This window comes from Burkholderia cepacia GG4, from assembly GCF_000292915.1.
In the GTDB taxonomy this organism is placed as follows: Bacteria; Pseudomonadota; Gammaproteobacteria; order Burkholderiales; family Burkholderiaceae; genus Burkholderia; species Burkholderia cepacia_D.
On sequence record NC_018513.1, the window covers coordinates 2,979,551 to 2,997,485 of the forward strand.

General features: G+C 68.0%; 10 protein-coding genes. 2 read left to right on the top strand and 8 right to left on the bottom strand.

What is annotated here, in order from left to right:
• Window positions 1–62: 62 nt before the first annotated feature.
• On the top strand, window positions 63–392 hold the full coding sequence (locus tag GEM_RS13625) for a carboxymuconolactone decarboxylase family protein (RefSeq protein ID WP_014897972.1): 330 nt from the start codon (window positions 63–65) through the stop codon (window positions 390–392).
• A gap of 146 nt (window positions 393–538) precedes the next feature.
• Window positions 539–1,372: a class II glutamine amidotransferase gene (locus GEM_RS13630; protein ID WP_014897973.1), complete on the top strand. Its 834-nt coding sequence runs from the start codon at window positions 539–541 to the stop codon at window positions 1,370–1,372.
• 24 nt (window positions 1,373–1,396) lie between these two features.
• Here GEM_RS13630 and GEM_RS13635 read toward each other — a convergent pair whose 3' ends face one another.
• The 8 genes from GEM_RS13635 to GEM_RS13670 all read right to left on the bottom strand — a co-directional run bounded on the left by GEM_RS13635 (window position 1,397) and on the right by GEM_RS13670 (window position 17,857).
• Window positions 1,397–2,077, bottom strand: a complete 681-nt coding sequence (locus GEM_RS13635) for a GNAT family N-acetyltransferase (RefSeq protein WP_014897974.1) — start codon at window positions 2,075–2,077, stop codon at window positions 1,397–1,399.
• Entirely contained in the window at window positions 2,074–3,402 is a 1,329-nt protein-coding gene (locus GEM_RS13640; protein WP_014897975.1) for an aminotransferase class I/II-fold pyridoxal phosphate-dependent enzyme, read from the bottom strand. The genes GEM_RS13635 and GEM_RS13640 overlap by 4 nt, the downstream gene beginning before the upstream one ends.
• 64 nt (window positions 3,403–3,466) lie before the next feature.
• Window positions 3,467–4,384 (bottom strand): UDP-3-O-acyl N-acetylglycosamine deacetylase, encoded by a 918-nt coding sequence (locus GEM_RS13645; protein WP_041490692.1) that lies wholly within the window; start codon window positions 4,382–4,384, stop codon window positions 3,467–3,469.
• A gap of 47 nt (window positions 4,385–4,431) precedes the next feature.
• The gene (locus tag GEM_RS13650; protein WP_014897977.1) at window positions 4,432–11,985 is read right to left on the bottom strand and encodes a type I polyketide synthase; all 7,554 of its coding nucleotides are present in this window, start codon (window positions 11,983–11,985) and stop codon (window positions 4,432–4,434) included.
• On the bottom strand, window positions 11,982–13,514 hold the full coding sequence (locus tag GEM_RS13655; protein ID WP_014897978.1) for an LTA synthase family protein: 1,533 nt from the start codon (window positions 13,512–13,514) through the stop codon (window positions 11,982–11,984). Before GEM_RS13655 ends, GEM_RS13650 begins: the two co-directional genes overlap by 4 nt.
• Window position 13,515: 1 nt before the next feature.
• Complete coding sequence (locus GEM_RS13660; protein WP_014897979.1) at window positions 13,516–14,301, bottom strand: SDR family NAD(P)-dependent oxidoreductase; 786 nt, start codon at window positions 14,299–14,301, stop codon at window positions 13,516–13,518.
• Window positions 14,288–15,511: a capsule biosynthesis protein gene (locus GEM_RS13665; RefSeq protein WP_014897980.1), complete on the bottom strand. Its 1,224-nt coding sequence runs from the start codon at window positions 15,509–15,511 to the stop codon at window positions 14,288–14,290. Before GEM_RS13665 ends, GEM_RS13660 begins: the two co-directional genes overlap by 14 nt.
• A gap of 228 nt (window positions 15,512–15,739) precedes the next feature.
• Complete coding sequence (locus GEM_RS13670; RefSeq protein WP_272148357.1) at window positions 15,740–17,857, bottom strand: capsular polysaccharide biosynthesis protein; 2,118 nt, start codon at window positions 17,855–17,857, stop codon at window positions 15,740–15,742.
• Between the last annotated feature and the right edge of the window lie 78 nt (window positions 17,858–17,935).

Sequence of the window (17,935 nt, forward strand, 5' to 3'; positions counted from 1 at the left end):
CCTGCATCGCCCGAGATCGCGGCATCCGCCGCCCGACCCACCTCTTCTCGAAAGGACGTATCATGCTGAACTGGAACGAATACCGGAAGGAACTCTCGACGCGCATCGGCGAAATCGCCAAGCTGTCGCCCGACACGCTCGCCGGCTACAAGGCGCTGTCCGGGGCCGGCGCCAAGACGGGCCATCTCGACGCGAAGACGCGCGAGCTGATCGCGCTCGCGGTAGCCGTCACGACACGCTGCGACGGCTGTATCGCGGTGCACACGGCCGAAGCCGCGAAGCATGGCGCGACCAAGGAGGAAGTGGCGGAAGCACTCGGCGTCGCGGTCGCGCTGAATGCGGGCGCGGCGCTCGTCTACTCCGCGCGCGTGATGGACGCGCTCGGCGACTGACGCACCCGGTCGGGGTGCAACGGTTGCACCCCCTGGCATGACGATCGCGGCGGTGCCGGCCGGTTGGCCGGCCGCCGCGGATCGACAACGGCGGCACCGCGAAGTCGGCTACCATGCGCGAACGACTCATCGCGAAGGAGCACGCCATGTGCCGCTGGCTCGCCTATACGGGTAATCCGATCCATCTCGAGACCGTCCTGTTTCGCGCGAAGCATTCGCTGATCGACCAGAGCCTGCATTCGGAGCTCGGGGCGACGACCACCAACGGCGACGGATTCGGCATCGGCTGGTACGGCCGCCCTGATGAACTCCCGTTCCGCTACCGCTCCGTGCATCCCGCATGGAACGACCGCAACCTGCGTGAAGCCGCGCGCGCGATCCGCTCGCGAATGTTCATCGCGCACATCCGCGCGGCGACCGACACGCCCGTGCAGGAAACCAACTGTCACCCGTTTCGCCACGGCCGCTGGCTGTTCGCGCACAACGGCCTGATCCGCGATTTCCACAAGCTGCGCCGCGACCTGACGCTGAAGGTCGACCCGGCGCTGTTCCCGACGCTCGAAGGCTCGACCGACTCCGAGCTGATGTTCCGCCTCGCGCTGACCTACGGCCTCGAGCAGACGCCGCTGCCGGCGCTCGAGCGGATGGTCGGCGTCGTCGAGGAAACTGCCGCGCGATATCGTGTCGCCGAGCCGCTCAACATGACGATCTGTGCGACGGACGGCGACCGGATCATCGCGGTGCGCTATTCGAGCGAACGGCAGTCGCGCTCGCTGTTCCACAGCACGTCGTTCAAGCATCTGCACGAACTCTATCCGCACAATCCGCGCATCGCGGAAGCCGGCGACGACGCGTTCATGGTCGTATCGGAGCCGCTCGTCGACCTGCGCGGCGCGTGGGAAGAAGTACCGGAAAGCATGGCGATCGTCGCGCAAGGAGCCGATGTGCAGCAGCGGCCGTTCAATCCGCGGCACAAGTAGGCGACGGCGCAGTTCGCGCCGCTGTCAGTCGCGGCGCGCGAGCCGCATGCGTACGGAATCGAGTTCGGCGGGCAGCCAACGCGAGCGCGCGCGACGCCGTGTCAGCGCGGCAAAGCCGAGCCGCTCGTACAGCGCGCGGGCGCGCGTGTTGCGGGTCAGCACGTCGAGCACGATGTCGCGGCTGGCGTCGTCCGGCAACGCGCCGGTATCGAGCGCATCGCGCAGCAGCGCGGTGAAGATGCCCGTGCCGCGCTGGCGTTCGTCGGTCGCGCAATGCGCGACCAGGATCTGCGAACGCTTCGGCGCCGGGATTTCCGTTTCCAGAATCAGCCCGCGCAGCAACTGGCCAAGCGTACGGCGCAGCCCGAAGAAGCGCGTCAATGCCCACACGACGTGTACGTCGTCGAACCGCGTCCGGCGCCCGTCATGGATGGCCATTACGGCGAGCACGGTGCCGTCGGCGCCGACCGCGACCCGATGCCGGCGCCACGAGAACCGGCCATGGCGCGACCGGAACGCCTGTTGCAGGAACGCGATGCAGCGCGCGTCGCTTTCACCGAGGAAGAAACCGAATTCGCCGACGCCGGATGCGAATACGAGCGGCGCGCATGCCGCCGCATCGTCCGCACATGCGGCGCGAAACGACGTGAACCTGCCGGCCTGCGGAGCGCCGACGGATCGCGCAGGCGCGGCGGCCGCCATCATGCTGCTCGCCCCGCGAGCCGCGCCAGCACGGCGACCGTCCGGCTGATCTGCTGCGGCTCGTGGGTCGAGCAGATGAAGAACCGCAGACGCGCGGCCTTCTCCTCGACGGCCGGATAGAAGATCGGCTGCACGTTGATCCCTTCGTCGAACATCGCGTTCGCCCACTGCGCGGCCTTCAGCGAGCTCCCGGTGATCACCGGCACGACCGCATACCCGGCGCTCGTGCCGGTGTTCAGCCCCGCGGCGCGTGCCTCGGTCAGGAACTGCCGACCGCGCGCCTGCAGTTGCGCCACCCGCTCCGGTTCGGCCTGCAGGCGTTCGAGCGCGGCCAGCGACGCTTCGGCGAGCGTCGGCGCGAGCCCGACGCTGTACAGAAAGCCGGGCGCCAGGTGACGCAGCATGTCCACGAGCGGCTGGCAGCCGGCGATGAAACCGCCGCAACCGGCCAGCGTCTTGCTCATCGTGCCCATCCAGATGTCGACCTGGTCGGCCGCGACGGCGCAATGTTCGCGGATGCCCTTGCCCGTCGCGCCGAGCACGCCGAGCGAATGCGCTTCGTCGACGAGCAGGAACGCGCCATGGCGCGTCTTCACGTCGACGAAGCGCTGCAGGTCCGGGAAATCGCCATCCATGCTGTACAGCCCTTCGATCGCGATCAGCACGTGCCGGTAGTCGCGGCGCACGCGCGATAGCAATTCGTCGAGCGCCTGCCAGTCGTTGTGCGCGAAGCTCAGCCGCTTCGCGCCACTCAGCTGCGCGCCCTGCACGATGCTGTTGTGCGCGAGTGCATCGTGGACGATCAGGTCACCGGGGCCGAACAGCGCGCCGATCACGGTCACGTTGGTTGCGTGGCCGCTCACGAACGCGACGCAGTCGTCGGTCTCGTAGAACGCGGCCAGCGCCCGCTCGAGGTCGCGCTGCACCGGGCGCTCGCCCGCGACCATCCGGCTCGCGGACGCCGACGTGCCGTAGCGGTCGATCGCGGCCTTCGCCCGCTCCGACACGGCCGCATCGCCGGCGAGACCGAGATAGTTGTAGTTCGCGAAGTTCACGTATTCGCGGCCGCCGATTTGCGTCGTCGCGCCGGCGATGCCATCGTGTACGCGGAAGAACGGCGAGTCGACGCGCAGCTTCTCGCCCATCTCGCGCATGATCCTGACCTGCTGATACTGCGGCATCGATTCGAAACGGCTGCGCGCCGATACGGCCTGTGCCGCCGGCGTACCGGGCACGCCCGGTGCAGCGGCGGCGTCCGTCGCGCGCTCCAGTTGCCGCTTCAGGGCTTTCGCCGCCAGTTGCTGGCGAAGGTGTTCTCCCAGTGCCATTGCTTCCTTCGCTGTATCTCGAAAAGGCGCTATGTTACGCCGCGTATTTTTAAAAAGCGTGGTGTCACGCGTCGGAAAACTCGGCCCATTGCCATGCGCGGGTATCGGTCAGCAGCGCATCGACCAGCCGGAAATTCATCTCGTGGCTTGGGCGCAATGCACTCACGCGCGCGAGCAGCGGCGCGCCGGCCAGTGCGAGATCGCCGACCAGGTCGAGCACGCGATGCCGGACGAACTCCTCCGGCAGCCGCATCCCGCCCAGCACGCGATTGCCGACGATCGACGCCGTGCATGACGGCCGCGCGCCGCGCAGGATCGGCACGCCGCGCACATACCCGGCGATGATCGCGGGTACGGCCCACTTCACGCGCCCATACGAACGCGACGGTGCGATTTCAGTCGCGAACGCGTCCGGTGTCAGCGCGCCGTCCCAGTGCATGTCGCCGAAACCGCGCAGGTCGTTGCGCACGCTCAGTTCGTAGCGCGGCGCCGGCTCGATCCGCATTTCGCGCCGCTGATCGCCGGCGCCGTCCGCGACCACGACGGGGCGCAGCACACGGATGAAACGCTTCGGTGCGTCGAGCGCGCTGCGGCCGCAGGCGCGAATGGCGTCGACCCACGGCGCTGCGCTGCCGTCGAGAATCGGCACTTCCTCCGCGTCGAGCTCGACGATCGCATGATCGATTTCGCACGCCAGCAGCGACGCGAGCAGATGCTCGACGGTCCGCACGCCGACGCCGTCGGCATTGCGCAGCATCGTGCAGAGCGGCTGGGCGCGGCGCAGTGCGGGAGCGGCTTCGAGCACACCGAGCTCGCGCCCGTCGCGCATCCGTCGAAACACGATCCCGTGCCGCCCGCCCGCCGGCGTCACCGGCAGGATCCGCACCTTCACACGCCGCCCGGTGTGCAGGCCGTGTCCCGACAACGCGAGCGGCCGCGCCAGCGTGCCCTCGCTCGCGTGCCAACCCGGTGGCAGCTTGATTCGGGCAATCTCCGCGTCGGCTGGCACGCTTGCGCTCCTTGCTTCCATCAATTCGAACCCCGCTCGAGTTCGGCCCGCGCTTCGTCGCCCAGCGCATGCCGTGCGACCAGTGCCTCTGCCAATTCGTCCGCTGCCGCGACGTTCTCGTCGCCGCCCTGCGCGTCGAGCAGATCGACGATACGCACGGCCAGCGTATGAACCGTCGCGCCTTCCGCGATCGCCATGATCGACAGCTTGACGCCGAAGCTTTCCTCGACGGCCATGCCGAGCTCCATGCCCATCAGCGAGTCCATGCCAAGATCGAGAACCGACCGGCCGGCATCGACGCGCTCCGGCGACATGTGCAGAATCCGCGCGATCTGGCCGCGCAGCGCCGTCTCGACGAGCGCCACGGCGTCGGCACGCGGCAGCGCGCGCAACTGCTCCAGCAATACGCGATCCTCGCTGGACGTCTCGGCCGCCCCGCCCGTCTGCAACGCGGTGTAACGCCGCGCGTGCGCGGCCGGCATGCCGCGCGAGATGGCCCCCCAGTCGAGGCGCACGACGGCTTCGCCGGCCGCCCCGTGCGCAAGCGCACGTTCGAGCGCGGCCATCGCCTCGTCGGACGTGATCGACGCGCCGCCGATCCGCGCCTGCAGTGCCTCGCGGGTGCCGGCATGGCGCGCCAGGAAGCCGACGTCCTCGATCGGCCCCCACGCCATGAACGTGGCCGGCTGCCCGGCCGCGCGACGATGCGCGACCAGTGCCTCGAGGAAGCCGTTGGCGGCGACATACGCGCCCTGCCCCGGGTTGCCGAGATAGGTTGTCGCCGACGAATACACGACGAAGAAATCGAGCGCGCAACGCTGCGTCGCGCGATGCAGGTTCCACGCACCCGCTACCTTCGGTTCGAGCACGGCCGCGAAGCGCGCGTCGTCGACGTTGCGCAGCAGCCCGTCGTCGATCCGCATCGCCGAATGCAGCACACCCTTGAGCGGCGTGCCGCGACGCTCAATCTCGTCGATCAGGCCGGCGAGCGCCGCGCTGTCGGTCACGTCGCACCGTGCAACCGACACGACCGCACCGCACACGTCGCGCCAACGCTCGGCTTCGGCCTGCATCGCGGCGCCCAATGTGCCGCCACGGCTGGCGAGCGTCAGATGCCGCGCGCCGCGTTCGATCATCCAGCGTGCGGTCGCGAATCCCAGCCCGCCGGTGCCGCCGACGATCAGGTACGCCGCGTGCGGATCGAGCCGCAGCGTCGGCAACACGATTCCACGCGTTGGCGCCGGCGTGCCGGACGGGAACGTCACCAGCACCTTGCCGATCTGGCGCGCCTGCTGCATGTAGCGGAACGCTTCCTCCGCACGTGCAGCCGGGAACGCGCGATACGGCAACGGATGCAGCACGCCATCCGAGAACAGCGTCATCACTTCCTCGAACAGCCGCGTCGTCAGCGCCGGCAGCACGCCCAACAGCTGATCGGCGTCGATGCCGAAATAACTGATGTTGTTGCGGAACGGCCGCAGGCCGATCTGGCTGTTCTCGTAGAAATCGCGTTTGCCAAGTTCGAGGAAGCGGCCAAACGGACGCAGCGTATCGATGCTGCGCACCATCGCTTCGCCGGCGAGCGAATTGAGCACGATGTCGACGCCTTCGCCGTGCGTGCGCGCGAGGATCTCGTCCGCGAACGCGAGGCTGCGCGAATCGAACACGCGATCGACGCCCAGCAGGCGAATGAACTCGCGCTTCTCGTCGCTGCCGGCAGTGGCAAAGACTTCCGCGCCAAGATGTCGCGCGATCTGGATCGCCGCGATGCCGACCCCGCCCGCGCCGCCGTGCACGAGCACGCGCTCGCCGCGTCGCAGCCGTGCCAGCTCGCACAGTGCGTAGTACGCGGTGAAGAACGTGGTCGGGACCGTCGCGGCCTCCTCGAACGACATGGTGTCGGGCTTGCGTGCGATCGCGGTGGCACGCGTGACCACGCGCGTCGCGAACGATGCCGGCGCGAAACCGAGCACCGCGTCGCCCGGCGCGAAGCCGTCGACGTCCGGGCCGACCCGGGCGATTCGACCCGACATTTCCATGCCGATCGTCGCGCCTGCGAAGCCCGTCTCGACGGCCTCGTCGGACAGCAGCCCCATCGCGTACATCACGTCGCGGAAATTGAGCCCCGTCGCCATCGGCTCGATCTCGACCTCGCCGGAAGCGAGATCGCGGGCCGGCAGTGCGAACCATTCGAGGTTGCGCAACGAGCCCGGCATGTCGAATGCGAGCCGTGCGCCCGGCTGGTCAGGCGTCGACGCAGCGTGGTCGCGCTCGGCCGCCTGCGCGGCCGGCAGCATGCGCGGCACGTAGCGCCCGTGCGGCGCAAGCAGGATTTCTTCTTCGCCGTCGTCGCCGAGCAGCGCCATCGCAAGCTGCAATGCCGGTTGTTCGACGGCCTGGTCGACGTCGATCAGGCGCATCGGCAGCGTCGGGTATTCGTTCGCAATCACGCGGCCGAGCCCCCACAGCGATCCCTGCTCGGGATGCGACGACGCGCCGGCCGCGAACGGCGCACCGCCGCGCGTCACGACGCAGAGTCGACCGCGCTCCGTCGCGCCGGCCGCATCGAGCTCGCGCACGAGCGATGCCAGCGCGAGCGCGCCGCCGTGCTGCGCGCGCATCACGGCCGCACCGTCGGCCGTGTCGAGCGACGCGAGCGGCGCGACGAACACGACGTGCGCCGGGTGATCGGCCGGCTGGCGTACCGACCAGGCCGCGGCGTCCCGAACCGATGCCGACTCGACATGACAACCCAGTTGCGCCAGCGCGTCGGCCAGTGCGATGCCGAACGCATCGCCATCGTCCTGAGCGATCAGCCAGCGCGCGTCGTCGCTCGCCGCGATGCGACGCGCGAGATCCTCGGCCGGTGACGCGGCCGCCGTTTGCTCGCCGGCAGCCGGCTTGCGCCCGATGACGAACGTCGGCACGCCTTCAAGATCGAGGCCCTGTTCGGTTTCGCGCGCCACGTCGACCAGACCGGCACGCTCGCACATCGACACAATGGCGGCGGGCGCCAGCGCACCGTATCCGCTGGTGGCCACTTCGCCGCCGACCGTGCCGAACACGATGTCCGAGAATCGGCTGCGCCGCGCATCGGTGATGACGACGAGCCCACCCGGGGCTAGCCGCTCGACGATCGCCGTCAGCGCCGCGAGCGGATCCGGGTGATCGCCCAGCATCCGGTTGACGACCACGACGTCGAACGGCGTCGTATCGCGGCATTGCGAGAACAGCGGCGCGTCGGTCGCGAACGTCAGCGTCTGCGCATGCGCTTCCGCATCGAACCCGGCGAGCTGCTGGTGCGTACCCGCCAGCGTGTACTCGCAGCGACCGGCCGGCACCTCGACGTCGAGCGGTTGCAACACGTCGCCGTTCGCCGGGCCGATCTCCAGCACACGCAGGCGGCGCACATGCGGCCACGCCGCGACGGCTTGCGTGACGCAGGCGGCAAGCAGCGCACGCGCATGCGACCAGGTCGGCGACGCATCGAAGTACTGCTCGACCAGACTGCGCCCCGTCGACGACAGCAGCGCGCCCGCGGGCGCCTCGTCGCGCAGCACGCGGGGCAGCGCCGCGCCCACGTGCGCAAGCAGCGTCAGTTCGGCGACATGGGCCGGCGAGGCGGCCAGCACGTCGCGCCACAGCGCGTCACGTGCCGGCATCGCCGCGCAGGCTTCGTCATCGCGAACGAGACGATCGCCGTCGAAGCGGGCCAGGCCGTCCTCGACGACGATCTGCGCCAGCCGCGCAACCTGCTGAGGATGCGCGTGCATCGACAGCGCCGGCAGCGCGAACGCGTCGAGCGCATCCAGCGCGTCGAGCGCGTACAGCCCCGCGAGCACGTCGAGCAACGGCAGCATTTCGGTCAGGTGCTGCGTGCGGCGCGCGCGATCCTGATGCGCCGCGACTTGCTCGTTCGCGCGCTCGACGAGCACGGCCGGCGGCGGCAGCGTATCGGCCGTGAAACCGGCCGGCTGCGGCCGCGCTTCGAGCACATAGGCGAAGCGGGCCGGCACCCCGTGACGGCGCCCGGCGAGATCGACCCGACGGAAGCGGCACGCCGACAGGCGCGCGACGATCATGCCGTCGGTGTCGATGAATTCGAACGACGCGACGATCGAATGCGGGCTGCGGCGGTGAATGCGCGCAAGCACGCGGCGAATCGATGCGCCGCTGACGAAATCGACGCGCCCGATCTGGACCGGAACGAACGCCGCATGCGCATCGTCCGGCGTGGCGCCGGCCTGCCCCAGCACCGCGAACAGCGGATGGAACCCGCTGTCCATCAGCGCGGGATGCAGCAGATAAGCCGACCGCGCCCTCGCATCGGCGAGGGCCGGCGGCACGTCGAGCTCGGCAAGCGCATCGTCGCCCGACACGCACAGCGAGCGCACCCACCGGAACGCCGGTCCGTAGCTCAGCCCGATCGCCGTCGTGCCCGCATACAGTGCGTCGCCGGATATCGCCGGCCCCGCCTGCAAGCGCGCGACCACGGACGCATCCGGCGTGCTGTCCGCAGCAAGCGTATTGCCGCTTTCGAGCAGGCGCCCCGTCACGTTGAGGTTCCACGCGCCGTCCGTCATCCGGTCGCGCGTCTCGATCGTGAACGATGCGGTGCGCACGTCGATCGCAAACCGGAACAGCTTCGCGTGCTGCGGCTGGAACACGACCGGCATGCGGATCTCGATGTTCTCGATGGCCACGTCCGGCGTACCGAAGAACGTGCGCGCCGCGGCGAGCGCCATTTCGACATAGCCGGCGCCCGGGAACGCAACACCACCGTCGACGACGTGGTCGGCGAGCATCGGCACGCGCTGCGGATCGAGCTGGTTCTCCCACGCGAACGCGTGCTCATGCAGCCGATAACCGAGCAGCGGATGATCGGCGCGACGGTTCACGAGCCCGTAGCCCTCGACGCTCGGCACGAGCCAGTAGCGCTCGTGCTGCCACGGATAGGTCGGCAGCGCGGCGTGCGGCGCGTCGGGAACGAAGCGGTCGAGATCGACGCGCGCGCCGTGCGCGACCGCCGACAGGATCGAATGGGCAAGCATCTCCGCACTGTCAAGCTGACGCTTGAGGGTCGGCACGACGGCACCCGGCGAGTTGCGCGCCGCGAGCGTCTGCTTCACGTACGTACGCAGGATCGAATGCGGCGCGATCTCGACGAACACGCGCACGCGATCGTCGGCCAGCCGGGCAATTGCGTCGCCGAACCGGACCGGCTCGCGAATGTTGCGCCACCAGTAGCCCGCATCGAGCGCGGTGCCCGGCAGCGTGTCGCCGGTCACCGTCGACACGAAGCGCGTGTGTGTATCGTGCGGCGCGAGATCGGCCAGCTTGTCGCGCACGACGGATTCGATCGCGTCCATGCAGTTGCTGTGGAACGCGTAGTCGAGATCGAGCATCCGGAAGAAATGACCGGCGGCCGCGAGGGCTTCGCCGATCGCTTCGAGCGCGACTCGCGAGCCCGCGAGCGTCACTGCATCGGCGCTGTTGGTGCCCGCGATCTCGATGGCGGACGCGAGGTCGAGACGCGCGATCCAGTCGCGCGCCGCGGCTTCGCCGATGCCCGCCGCCGCCATCCGGCCCGTGCCACGCGTCAGGCCCTGCGCGCCGCTGCGGATCCGGATCACGCGCACGGCCTCGGCGAGCGTGAGCGCGCCCGACGCCCAGGCAGCCGCGATCTCGCCGACGCTGTGGCCTACCGTCGCGTCGAACCGTATGCCACGAGCGGTCAGCGCACGCGTGATGCCGACCTGCATCGCGAACAACAGCGGCTGCGCGTTCTCGGTCGCGGCGAGCCATTCGGCGTCGACCCCTGCGCACATGGCGTCGACCAGCGATGCGTTGCCATCCGCGCACCAGAGCGCATCGACTTCGTCGAGCGCCGCGCGGAACACCGCGTCCTCGGCGTAGAGCCGCTTGCCCATCCCGGCCCATTGACAGCCGTTGCCTGCGTAGACGAACGCGACCGGTGCATCCCCTTCAACGGCCTGCCCCTGCACGACGCACGCCGGCAGCGCGCGCTCCGACGGCTCGGCAAGCGCGGCGAGCGCGGCATACGCTTCATCCTGATCGGCCGGTGCGACGACGGCGCGATGCTCGAGCCATTGGCGTCGCCGTGCGGCCGCGGCGGCGAGTGCGGCCCAGTCGGCGCCCTTGTGCAGGCGCGCAAGATGGCGTGCCGCAAGGGCGGCCAACGCGGCTGGCGAACGTGCGGTCAGGACGAGCGGCGGCAGCGCTGCATCGCGCGTTGCCGCCGACTGCGCGGCCGATCGCGGCGCCACCGCTTCGGTGACGACGACGTGCGCATTCGTGCCGCCGAAGCCGAACGAGTTGATGCCGATCGTCAGCGGGGCGTCGCCGCGCTCGATCGGCGTAAACCGATCCACCACGCGCAGGCGGCCGCCTGCGAAATCGATGCCGGGATTCGGTGTGTCGAAATGCAGCGAGCGCGGCACGGCGCGGTGCTTCAGGCACAGCACCGCCTTCAGCAGGCCCGCCATTCCCGATGCCGTTTCGAGGTGCCCAATGTTGGTCTTGACCGAACCGATCAGCAGCGGATCGGACTCGGGCCGGCCGCCCGACACCACGTCGATCAGCGCGCGTGCCTCGATCGGATCACCGACCGCCGTGCCCGTGCCGTGTGCTTCGACGTACGCGACCGTACGCGGATCGATGCCCGCGCGCCGATAGACGGCGCGCAGCAGGTCCGCCTGCGTCGCCGCCGCCGGCACGTTGATGCCGCCGTGCGAATGACCGTCGGAATTCACGCCCGATCCCGCGATGACCGCGTGGATCGTGTCGCCATCGGCCAGCGCCTGGTCGAGCGGCTTGAGCAGCACGAACGCGCCGCCTTCAGCGCGCACGTAGCCGTCGCCGGTCGCGTCGAACGCACGGCAGCGGCCGCGCGGCGACAGCATCGACGCCTTCGAGAAACTGACGAAGCCGAACGGATGCAGCAGCAGGTTGACGCCACCGGCAAGCGCCATCGTGGTCTCGCCGGACTGCAGCGCCTGGATCGCCTGATGGAGCGCGACGAGCGATGACGAACACGCGGTGTCGACCGACATGCTCGGGCCGCGCAGGTCGAACACGTAGGACACGCGGTTCGACGCAATGCTGAGGGTGTTGCCGGTTGCCGAATACGGATCGATCGTGTTCATGTCGTCCATATTGCGGTTGCCGTAATCCATGCCCGCCACGCCGACGAACACGCCGCAGTCGCGCCCGCGCATCGCGGCCGGACGCACGCCGGCGTCCTCGAACGCCTCCCATGCGAGTTCGAGCAGCAGGCGCTGCTGCGGGTCCATCTGCGCCGCCTCGCGCGGCGAGATGCCGAAGAATTCGGCATCGAAACCGGCGACGTCGTCGAGCACGCCGGCCGCGAACGTGTAGCTCTTGCCCGGCTCCCGTTTCGACGGGTGCTGGTAGAACGCCGTACCGAAGCGGTCCGGCGGAATGGCGGTCACGGCATCGCGCTGGTCGCGCAGCAGTTGCCAGAAGTCGTCGGGACTCTCGACGCCACCGGGGAACCGACACGCCATCCCGATGATCGCTATTTGCTTGTTCATGCTGTTTCTGATTTGGCCAGCGCATCGCGATCACACGCGCGCGGCTCGTTCGAATCCGTGATGGCCAGCAGAAGCTGGCCGAGTTCTTCCGCCCCGATGTCACGCGCGAAAGCGACAGGTGCCGCAGTATTTCTCCAAATGAAATACTCGCTCCGGTCAGGCATGACACCGAGCTTACCAAAGACTTTCGGCAATGCCGGCACATGATCGCCGTAGAAGCAGACGATCGTTTCGCGGTCGCGCTGCCGCGCATGGTCGAGCAGCCGCTCGATCATCGCGTTCGCGTTGTCGACGTGGCGCAGATACGCGGTCAGATCCCGCCACGCGGCATCTTCGCCGAGCGTATGGAACCGGCCCGCGTCACCTGGCGCCACCGGCTCGAGATGAAGCGGCCCATGGTTTTCCATCGTCATCGCGAAGATAAAGGCCGGCTGCTCGCCCGACGCGTCCAACGCATCGATGATCGCCTCTGCCACTGCCGCGTCCGCGACGTACTGGCCGACACGCGGCTTGCCGTCGAAGCTGCGGATGTCCATGAATGCGTCGAAATGCATCAGCGGGAACACGCGATCCCGTCCGAAAAAGTCCGCATGGTACGGGTGGATCGCGAGCGTCCGGTAGCCGCCACGCTTGAACCAGCCGGCGAGCGACGGGTATGCGCGGCGCAGGAATGCATACGGATAGAAGCGTGCATAACCGAGTAACGCGGACGCAATGCCCGTCAGCACCGCGAACTCCGTACGCATCGTATTCGCGCCCCATGCCGGAACCGTCAGCGCGCCGTGGGCGACGGCTTCGCGCCGCGCGCGGTCGAATGCCGACATCAGCGTCGGCCTGACCGCCGACGTCGCGCGGCGGACGTCGAAGAACGACTCGCTCTGGATCACGATCACGTCGGGTTTGCGCTGTGGGGCGCCCAGCGCGTACGGGCTGCGTTGGGCCACCGCATCGAAGGTGCGGAACGTCGTGCTCCGCATCCCGTTGAGCAGGTACGCGACGAATACTGCGAAGAAACCGTGCCGCCGCTGGTCGTCGAACGCATCGAGCGTCAGTGGTACGCATGCGGCGACCCGGCGCGCCGCGACGACGCACACGAGCGCGCCAATCGCCGCCACCACGCGCGGCACGGCAGCGGGACGATCGAGCAGGCATCCGGCCACGAGCAGTGCGACGCCGATCGCGATCGCCACGACCTTCCCGATGCTGAGAAACGGCAGATACAGCCGCGGATGCGCGAACAACTGGCTGAACAGGCTGAGATCAGTGAACACGAACGGTTCGCGAAGCGACTCGTACTTCGCATTGCTGACCGCCGCGAGCAACGCGACCAGCGCCGCGGCGACACAGGCCGAGAACACCGGCCGCGCGGTGATCGCGTACACGCATGCACCCACGTACGACACGGAAATGAGATGCAGGAGAACGGCCCACGGGGATCTGCGCAGCGGCGCGCGCGGGACCGCGACGGCGTCCAGGGCGAACGACGCGACAAGCGTCGCGACGAAAACGATTGCGTGGACGCCGGCCATGCTAGCGCCCCTCGCGCGGCAGATACGAGAGCTTTCCGAGAATGGCGTCCGCCAGCGCGGCGGGCAGCAGCGTCAGCAAGCGCATTCCGAGCACGAGCATGCCCGGAAAGGCGATTTCCGCACGCCCCGCATCGAGCTTGCGCCGGATATGGCGCGCGGCGCGATCCGCCGACCACATGAGCCGCTTGTCGCCCGGGAACACGTCGCTCATCGCGGTCTTCACAAAGCCGGGCAGGATGACCGACATCCGGATGCCGTCGCGCGCGAGCACGGGCCGCACCGAATCGCCGTACGCCTTGATCGCCGCCTTGCTCGCGCAATAGGCCGGCGAAATCGCCATCCCGCGCAGCGCCGCGATCGAACTGACCATCGCGATCTGGCCATGGCGGCGCGTCCGCATGCGCGCGATCACCGGCAGGACCGCATGCAGCGCCCCGTACAGATTCGTATCGATCACGGCGGTGGTGCGGTCGAGTTCCTCCCAGTCGTCGGCATGCGCCAACGTACTCGCAACCCCCGCGTTCGCGATCAGCAGATCGATCGGATGCGCGTCGTCGAACGCGTCGAGCCACGTGCGCATCGCTTCGGCGTCGCAGACGTCGAAGCGACCGCATTCGACCGCCGCGCCACGCGCCCGGCAGGCCGCCGCCACGTCGTCGAGACGCGCGGCGTCGCGGCCGATCAACCCGACAACGACGCCGGGCGCGGCATAGGCCAGCGCCAGCGCGCGTCCGAGTCCGGCCGTTGCGCCGGTGATCACGACATGACGCGGTTCATGCGAACGCATGACTGACCTCCACGTTGGTTGCCTCGAAGCGTCGCACGGCGCCTTCCACGGCCATTTCGATGCCGGTATCCGTATAGAAGTCGCCGTTGATCTGCGTGTGATGAATCACGTAATCCAGAAACGCGTGGAACAGGCCTTCGTCGGGCCGCTCGGCATGTTCCCAGAAGCTGTCGAGTCCGCCCTGCCACGTCAGCCCCGGCATGTCGTAGATCGCCACGCCCAGTGCGATCAGCGGGCAATGGTGGTAAAGCGCCGACATTCCGGTCGTACTGTTGACCAGCACCACGCCGCGCGTGTGGTCGAGCAGAGTCGGCAGATGGCCGGCGTCGATGAACGACACCCGATCGGCGATCCCGAGCTCACGCGCGAGCTTGCGGACATGCCCGCGATAATTGAACGCACCCGTGTCCAGCGGGTGGTTCTTGACCAGCAGGTCGTGCCCGTCGGGCGCGTGCTGCGCGAATGATTGCAGTACGACGTCGATCGAGGCACGCACACTGCCGAATGGCGAATGGTGGACGATTTGCGCGTCCGCATTGACCTGGAGCGGAAACAGATAATAGGGCCGGCCGGCCAGCAGGCGCTGCGTCACCCGCTCCGCCTCGCGATCGAATATCGGTTGCTTCAATGCGCGTGTCGCCAGTCCCGCGTATTCGGCAAATCCGTTGCGCGGACGATGGCTGCGGTAATTCGGGAAACGCGACCGATACAGGGTATTGGCTGCACGATAACGCATGTCGTGAAATGCACGCACGGCCAGTCGATATCCGGTGGCATGCCCGAGATCGCGCGGAGGCGTTACGCTGCGCTGATCCAGATACCACGCCGGATCGCGCGGCAACAATGAGCGGCCATTGACACCATGGCGTTCGAGCGTCAGCCAGTGCGGACGCACGTATCCTTCTTCGAACACGTGCACGGCGACACCGTGATCGCGGGCGACAGGATGCACGGGCCGGTGAATGGCCCGGCAGTCGCCGAACAGGATCACGTCCGTCACGTCGCCGGTTCGAAGCGATGTCGCATACCACGCGGCAAGCTCGTCCGGATGCCCGGCGTAATCGCTCGCAGCACCATTTCCGGCATAGACCAGGTCTCCTCCACAGAAATTAATTCTGCGAATTCGATGGCCGCGATTCCGCAACGCATCGGCCAATCGGCTAAAGAACGGCGATGCCGTGCCCTGCAGAACCAGAAAAGAGCGTCGCATTATTAATATGATTTATCATTTTTCAATATTTTTACGCACACACACGAAATGAACGCCGAATGCGCTGGCAGTTAAACCACCACCCCTGCCCCGATTTTTGGCCCCGGATTTATAGGTGAACGATTGTATCGTTTTACGAGATAGCCATACAACCTCAGCCGTCCGAAAAACGCCATAGCCGATTTGCGTTACCGGAGGTCGTCGTCCGCATTCACCTGCGCGTGCCGGCTAAAGCTTCGCGAGCCACCGCTGCAGCGACAGGTAAAGCTTCTTGCGCACCGAAATCCGATATTCCGCGTAAGTCGTCAGCGCCCACATCTTGACTTTCCCGCACTGCTGCTTAAGCCGATTTCGCTTCAGCTTGCCCTGCCCGGTCGACTGTCGCTGCGCGTGCAGCAAGGTGATGGCGTGTTGCGCGTCGATCACGGCGCGGGAAACCGGATGGACATAACGCGGATAGCGCAGCAGCGTCCCGGCAATCAGTTCGTCAAGCGCCAACCGGCGACAACGGCGCGACCAGACCGGATGGCCGTCCGGCGTATCGCTGGCGTCCGTCGCGTGCCCGGTGCCCGACGATGCGTTCGCGAAGACGTCGTGCGTCAACCCCCAGCCGGCATAGAACGGCGCACCGTAGCAGACGACCCGCTTGCCGCGCAGCAGCGCCTCGAAACCGGTCAACGACGTCATCGTATGCACTTCGTCGGCCTGCTCGACGCACGCGATCACGTCGGACTCGGGCGCCACGACGTCGGCGAGTCGCCGGGCTTCGTGCAGTGGCACTGCACCCGCGCGATTGCCGCTGACGACATCCGGATGCGGCTTGAAAATAACGAATGCGTCAGGATGAGCGGCACGCACGCTCGACAGCAAGCCGAGATTCGTCGAAATCCACGACGAGCCGGTCCGGATCGATGCATCATCCTCGACCTGCCCCGGCACCAGAATCACTTTCGCCGGGCGCGGCGACGGCAACGCAACGCCGCCATTGCCGACGTTGTACTTGCCGATGCGTGCGTCGACGAGCGCCGCGCGCACGCTACGGGCCTCCGCGAGCTCTGCATCGTCGAAGCCGCCTCGTTCGAGGATTGCCTCTAGCCGAGAGGGTGTACGCGGATCGAAATAGATGCCGAGATCGTCGATCACGAGCGAAAGCGGCGCGATCAGGTTCGAGCCCAGACCGACGGACCGGATGAACCCGTCCTCCATGCGGAGCACGGGCAAGCCCAGTTCCTGCGCAACCGCAGCGACGTCGGGACGCCGGGCGCCCCATAACACGACGCGCCGCGACGCGTCGGGCGGCAGGCGCCGCAACGCCCCCGGCGAGTCGACGAAACGCACGCGCGCGCCGCCGTGCCGCAAAAATGGCGCCACCACGCTGCGCTTCCACAGGCTCAGCCCGACGCACACGAGTTCGCCTCTCGTCACCTCGTTGAGCCGGCGTTGCTTCGCGAGATGGGCAATCACGTCGAAGATCGTGCCGCGGCTGCCGGTTTCGGGATCGATGTAACGGCAATAGCGCAGGTACGCCGCGTCGAACAACTGGTGCAGCGTCGCGCTACCGCGACGACCGGCAACGATCGGTGCGTCCGCATGACGATCGTCGGTGAGCCCCCAGCCGGCGTACCACGGCAAGCCGAACGTCACGACCGGCTTGCCGCACAGCTGCGCCTCGAAGCCCATTTGCGATGAAACCGCGTACACCTTGCCCACCCGCTTCAGTAGCGATGGCGGACTGACGTCGACCGGCAGCAGACGCACGCGCGGATCGCTGAATGACGCGTCAACGAGATAACCGGCCTTCTTGCCGCACATCACGTCGGGATGCGTCTTGATCCAGACCGGTTTGCCCGGGTTTTCGGCAAGCGCAGCGGCAAGCATCTCGCGGAACGACGATTCGTCGGCACCGCCCAGGCGGACAGCGACATCCCCGCGGGTCTGGTCGATGACCAGGATCGCGTCATCGCGCCAGTCGTCGGGCGGGACGAAGTCGGGCGCGTGGTTGTATTTGGACAGGCCGTGGCGGACGATCAGGGACATCGCGCGGTCAGCTTCGTTCCGCGATGCATCGCCACGCTCACCGTCCGGCGTGGCGACGTCCTTCACGAGCATCTCAAGACGGGACGGCCGACTGGCGTCGTAGTAGATGCCGAGATCGTCGATGACGATCGACAGGGCAGTGTCGCCGAGTACGCCGAGGGAGACGGAGCGGAGGAAGCCGTCTTCGAGTCGCAACGTTCGCACCCCGGCGGCCTCGGCCCAGCGCTCCGCACGCGCCCCGCTTTCCCGTTTCCCCCACCCAAGGAAGCCGGTTGCCCGCCCGACCTGCCAGGGCCAGCACAGTTTCACCCGCGCATCCAGCAGGACGGATCGGCGGAGCGTCCATAGCCCGACGCTCCAGACCGGAACGCCCCACTCCCCGCGCCC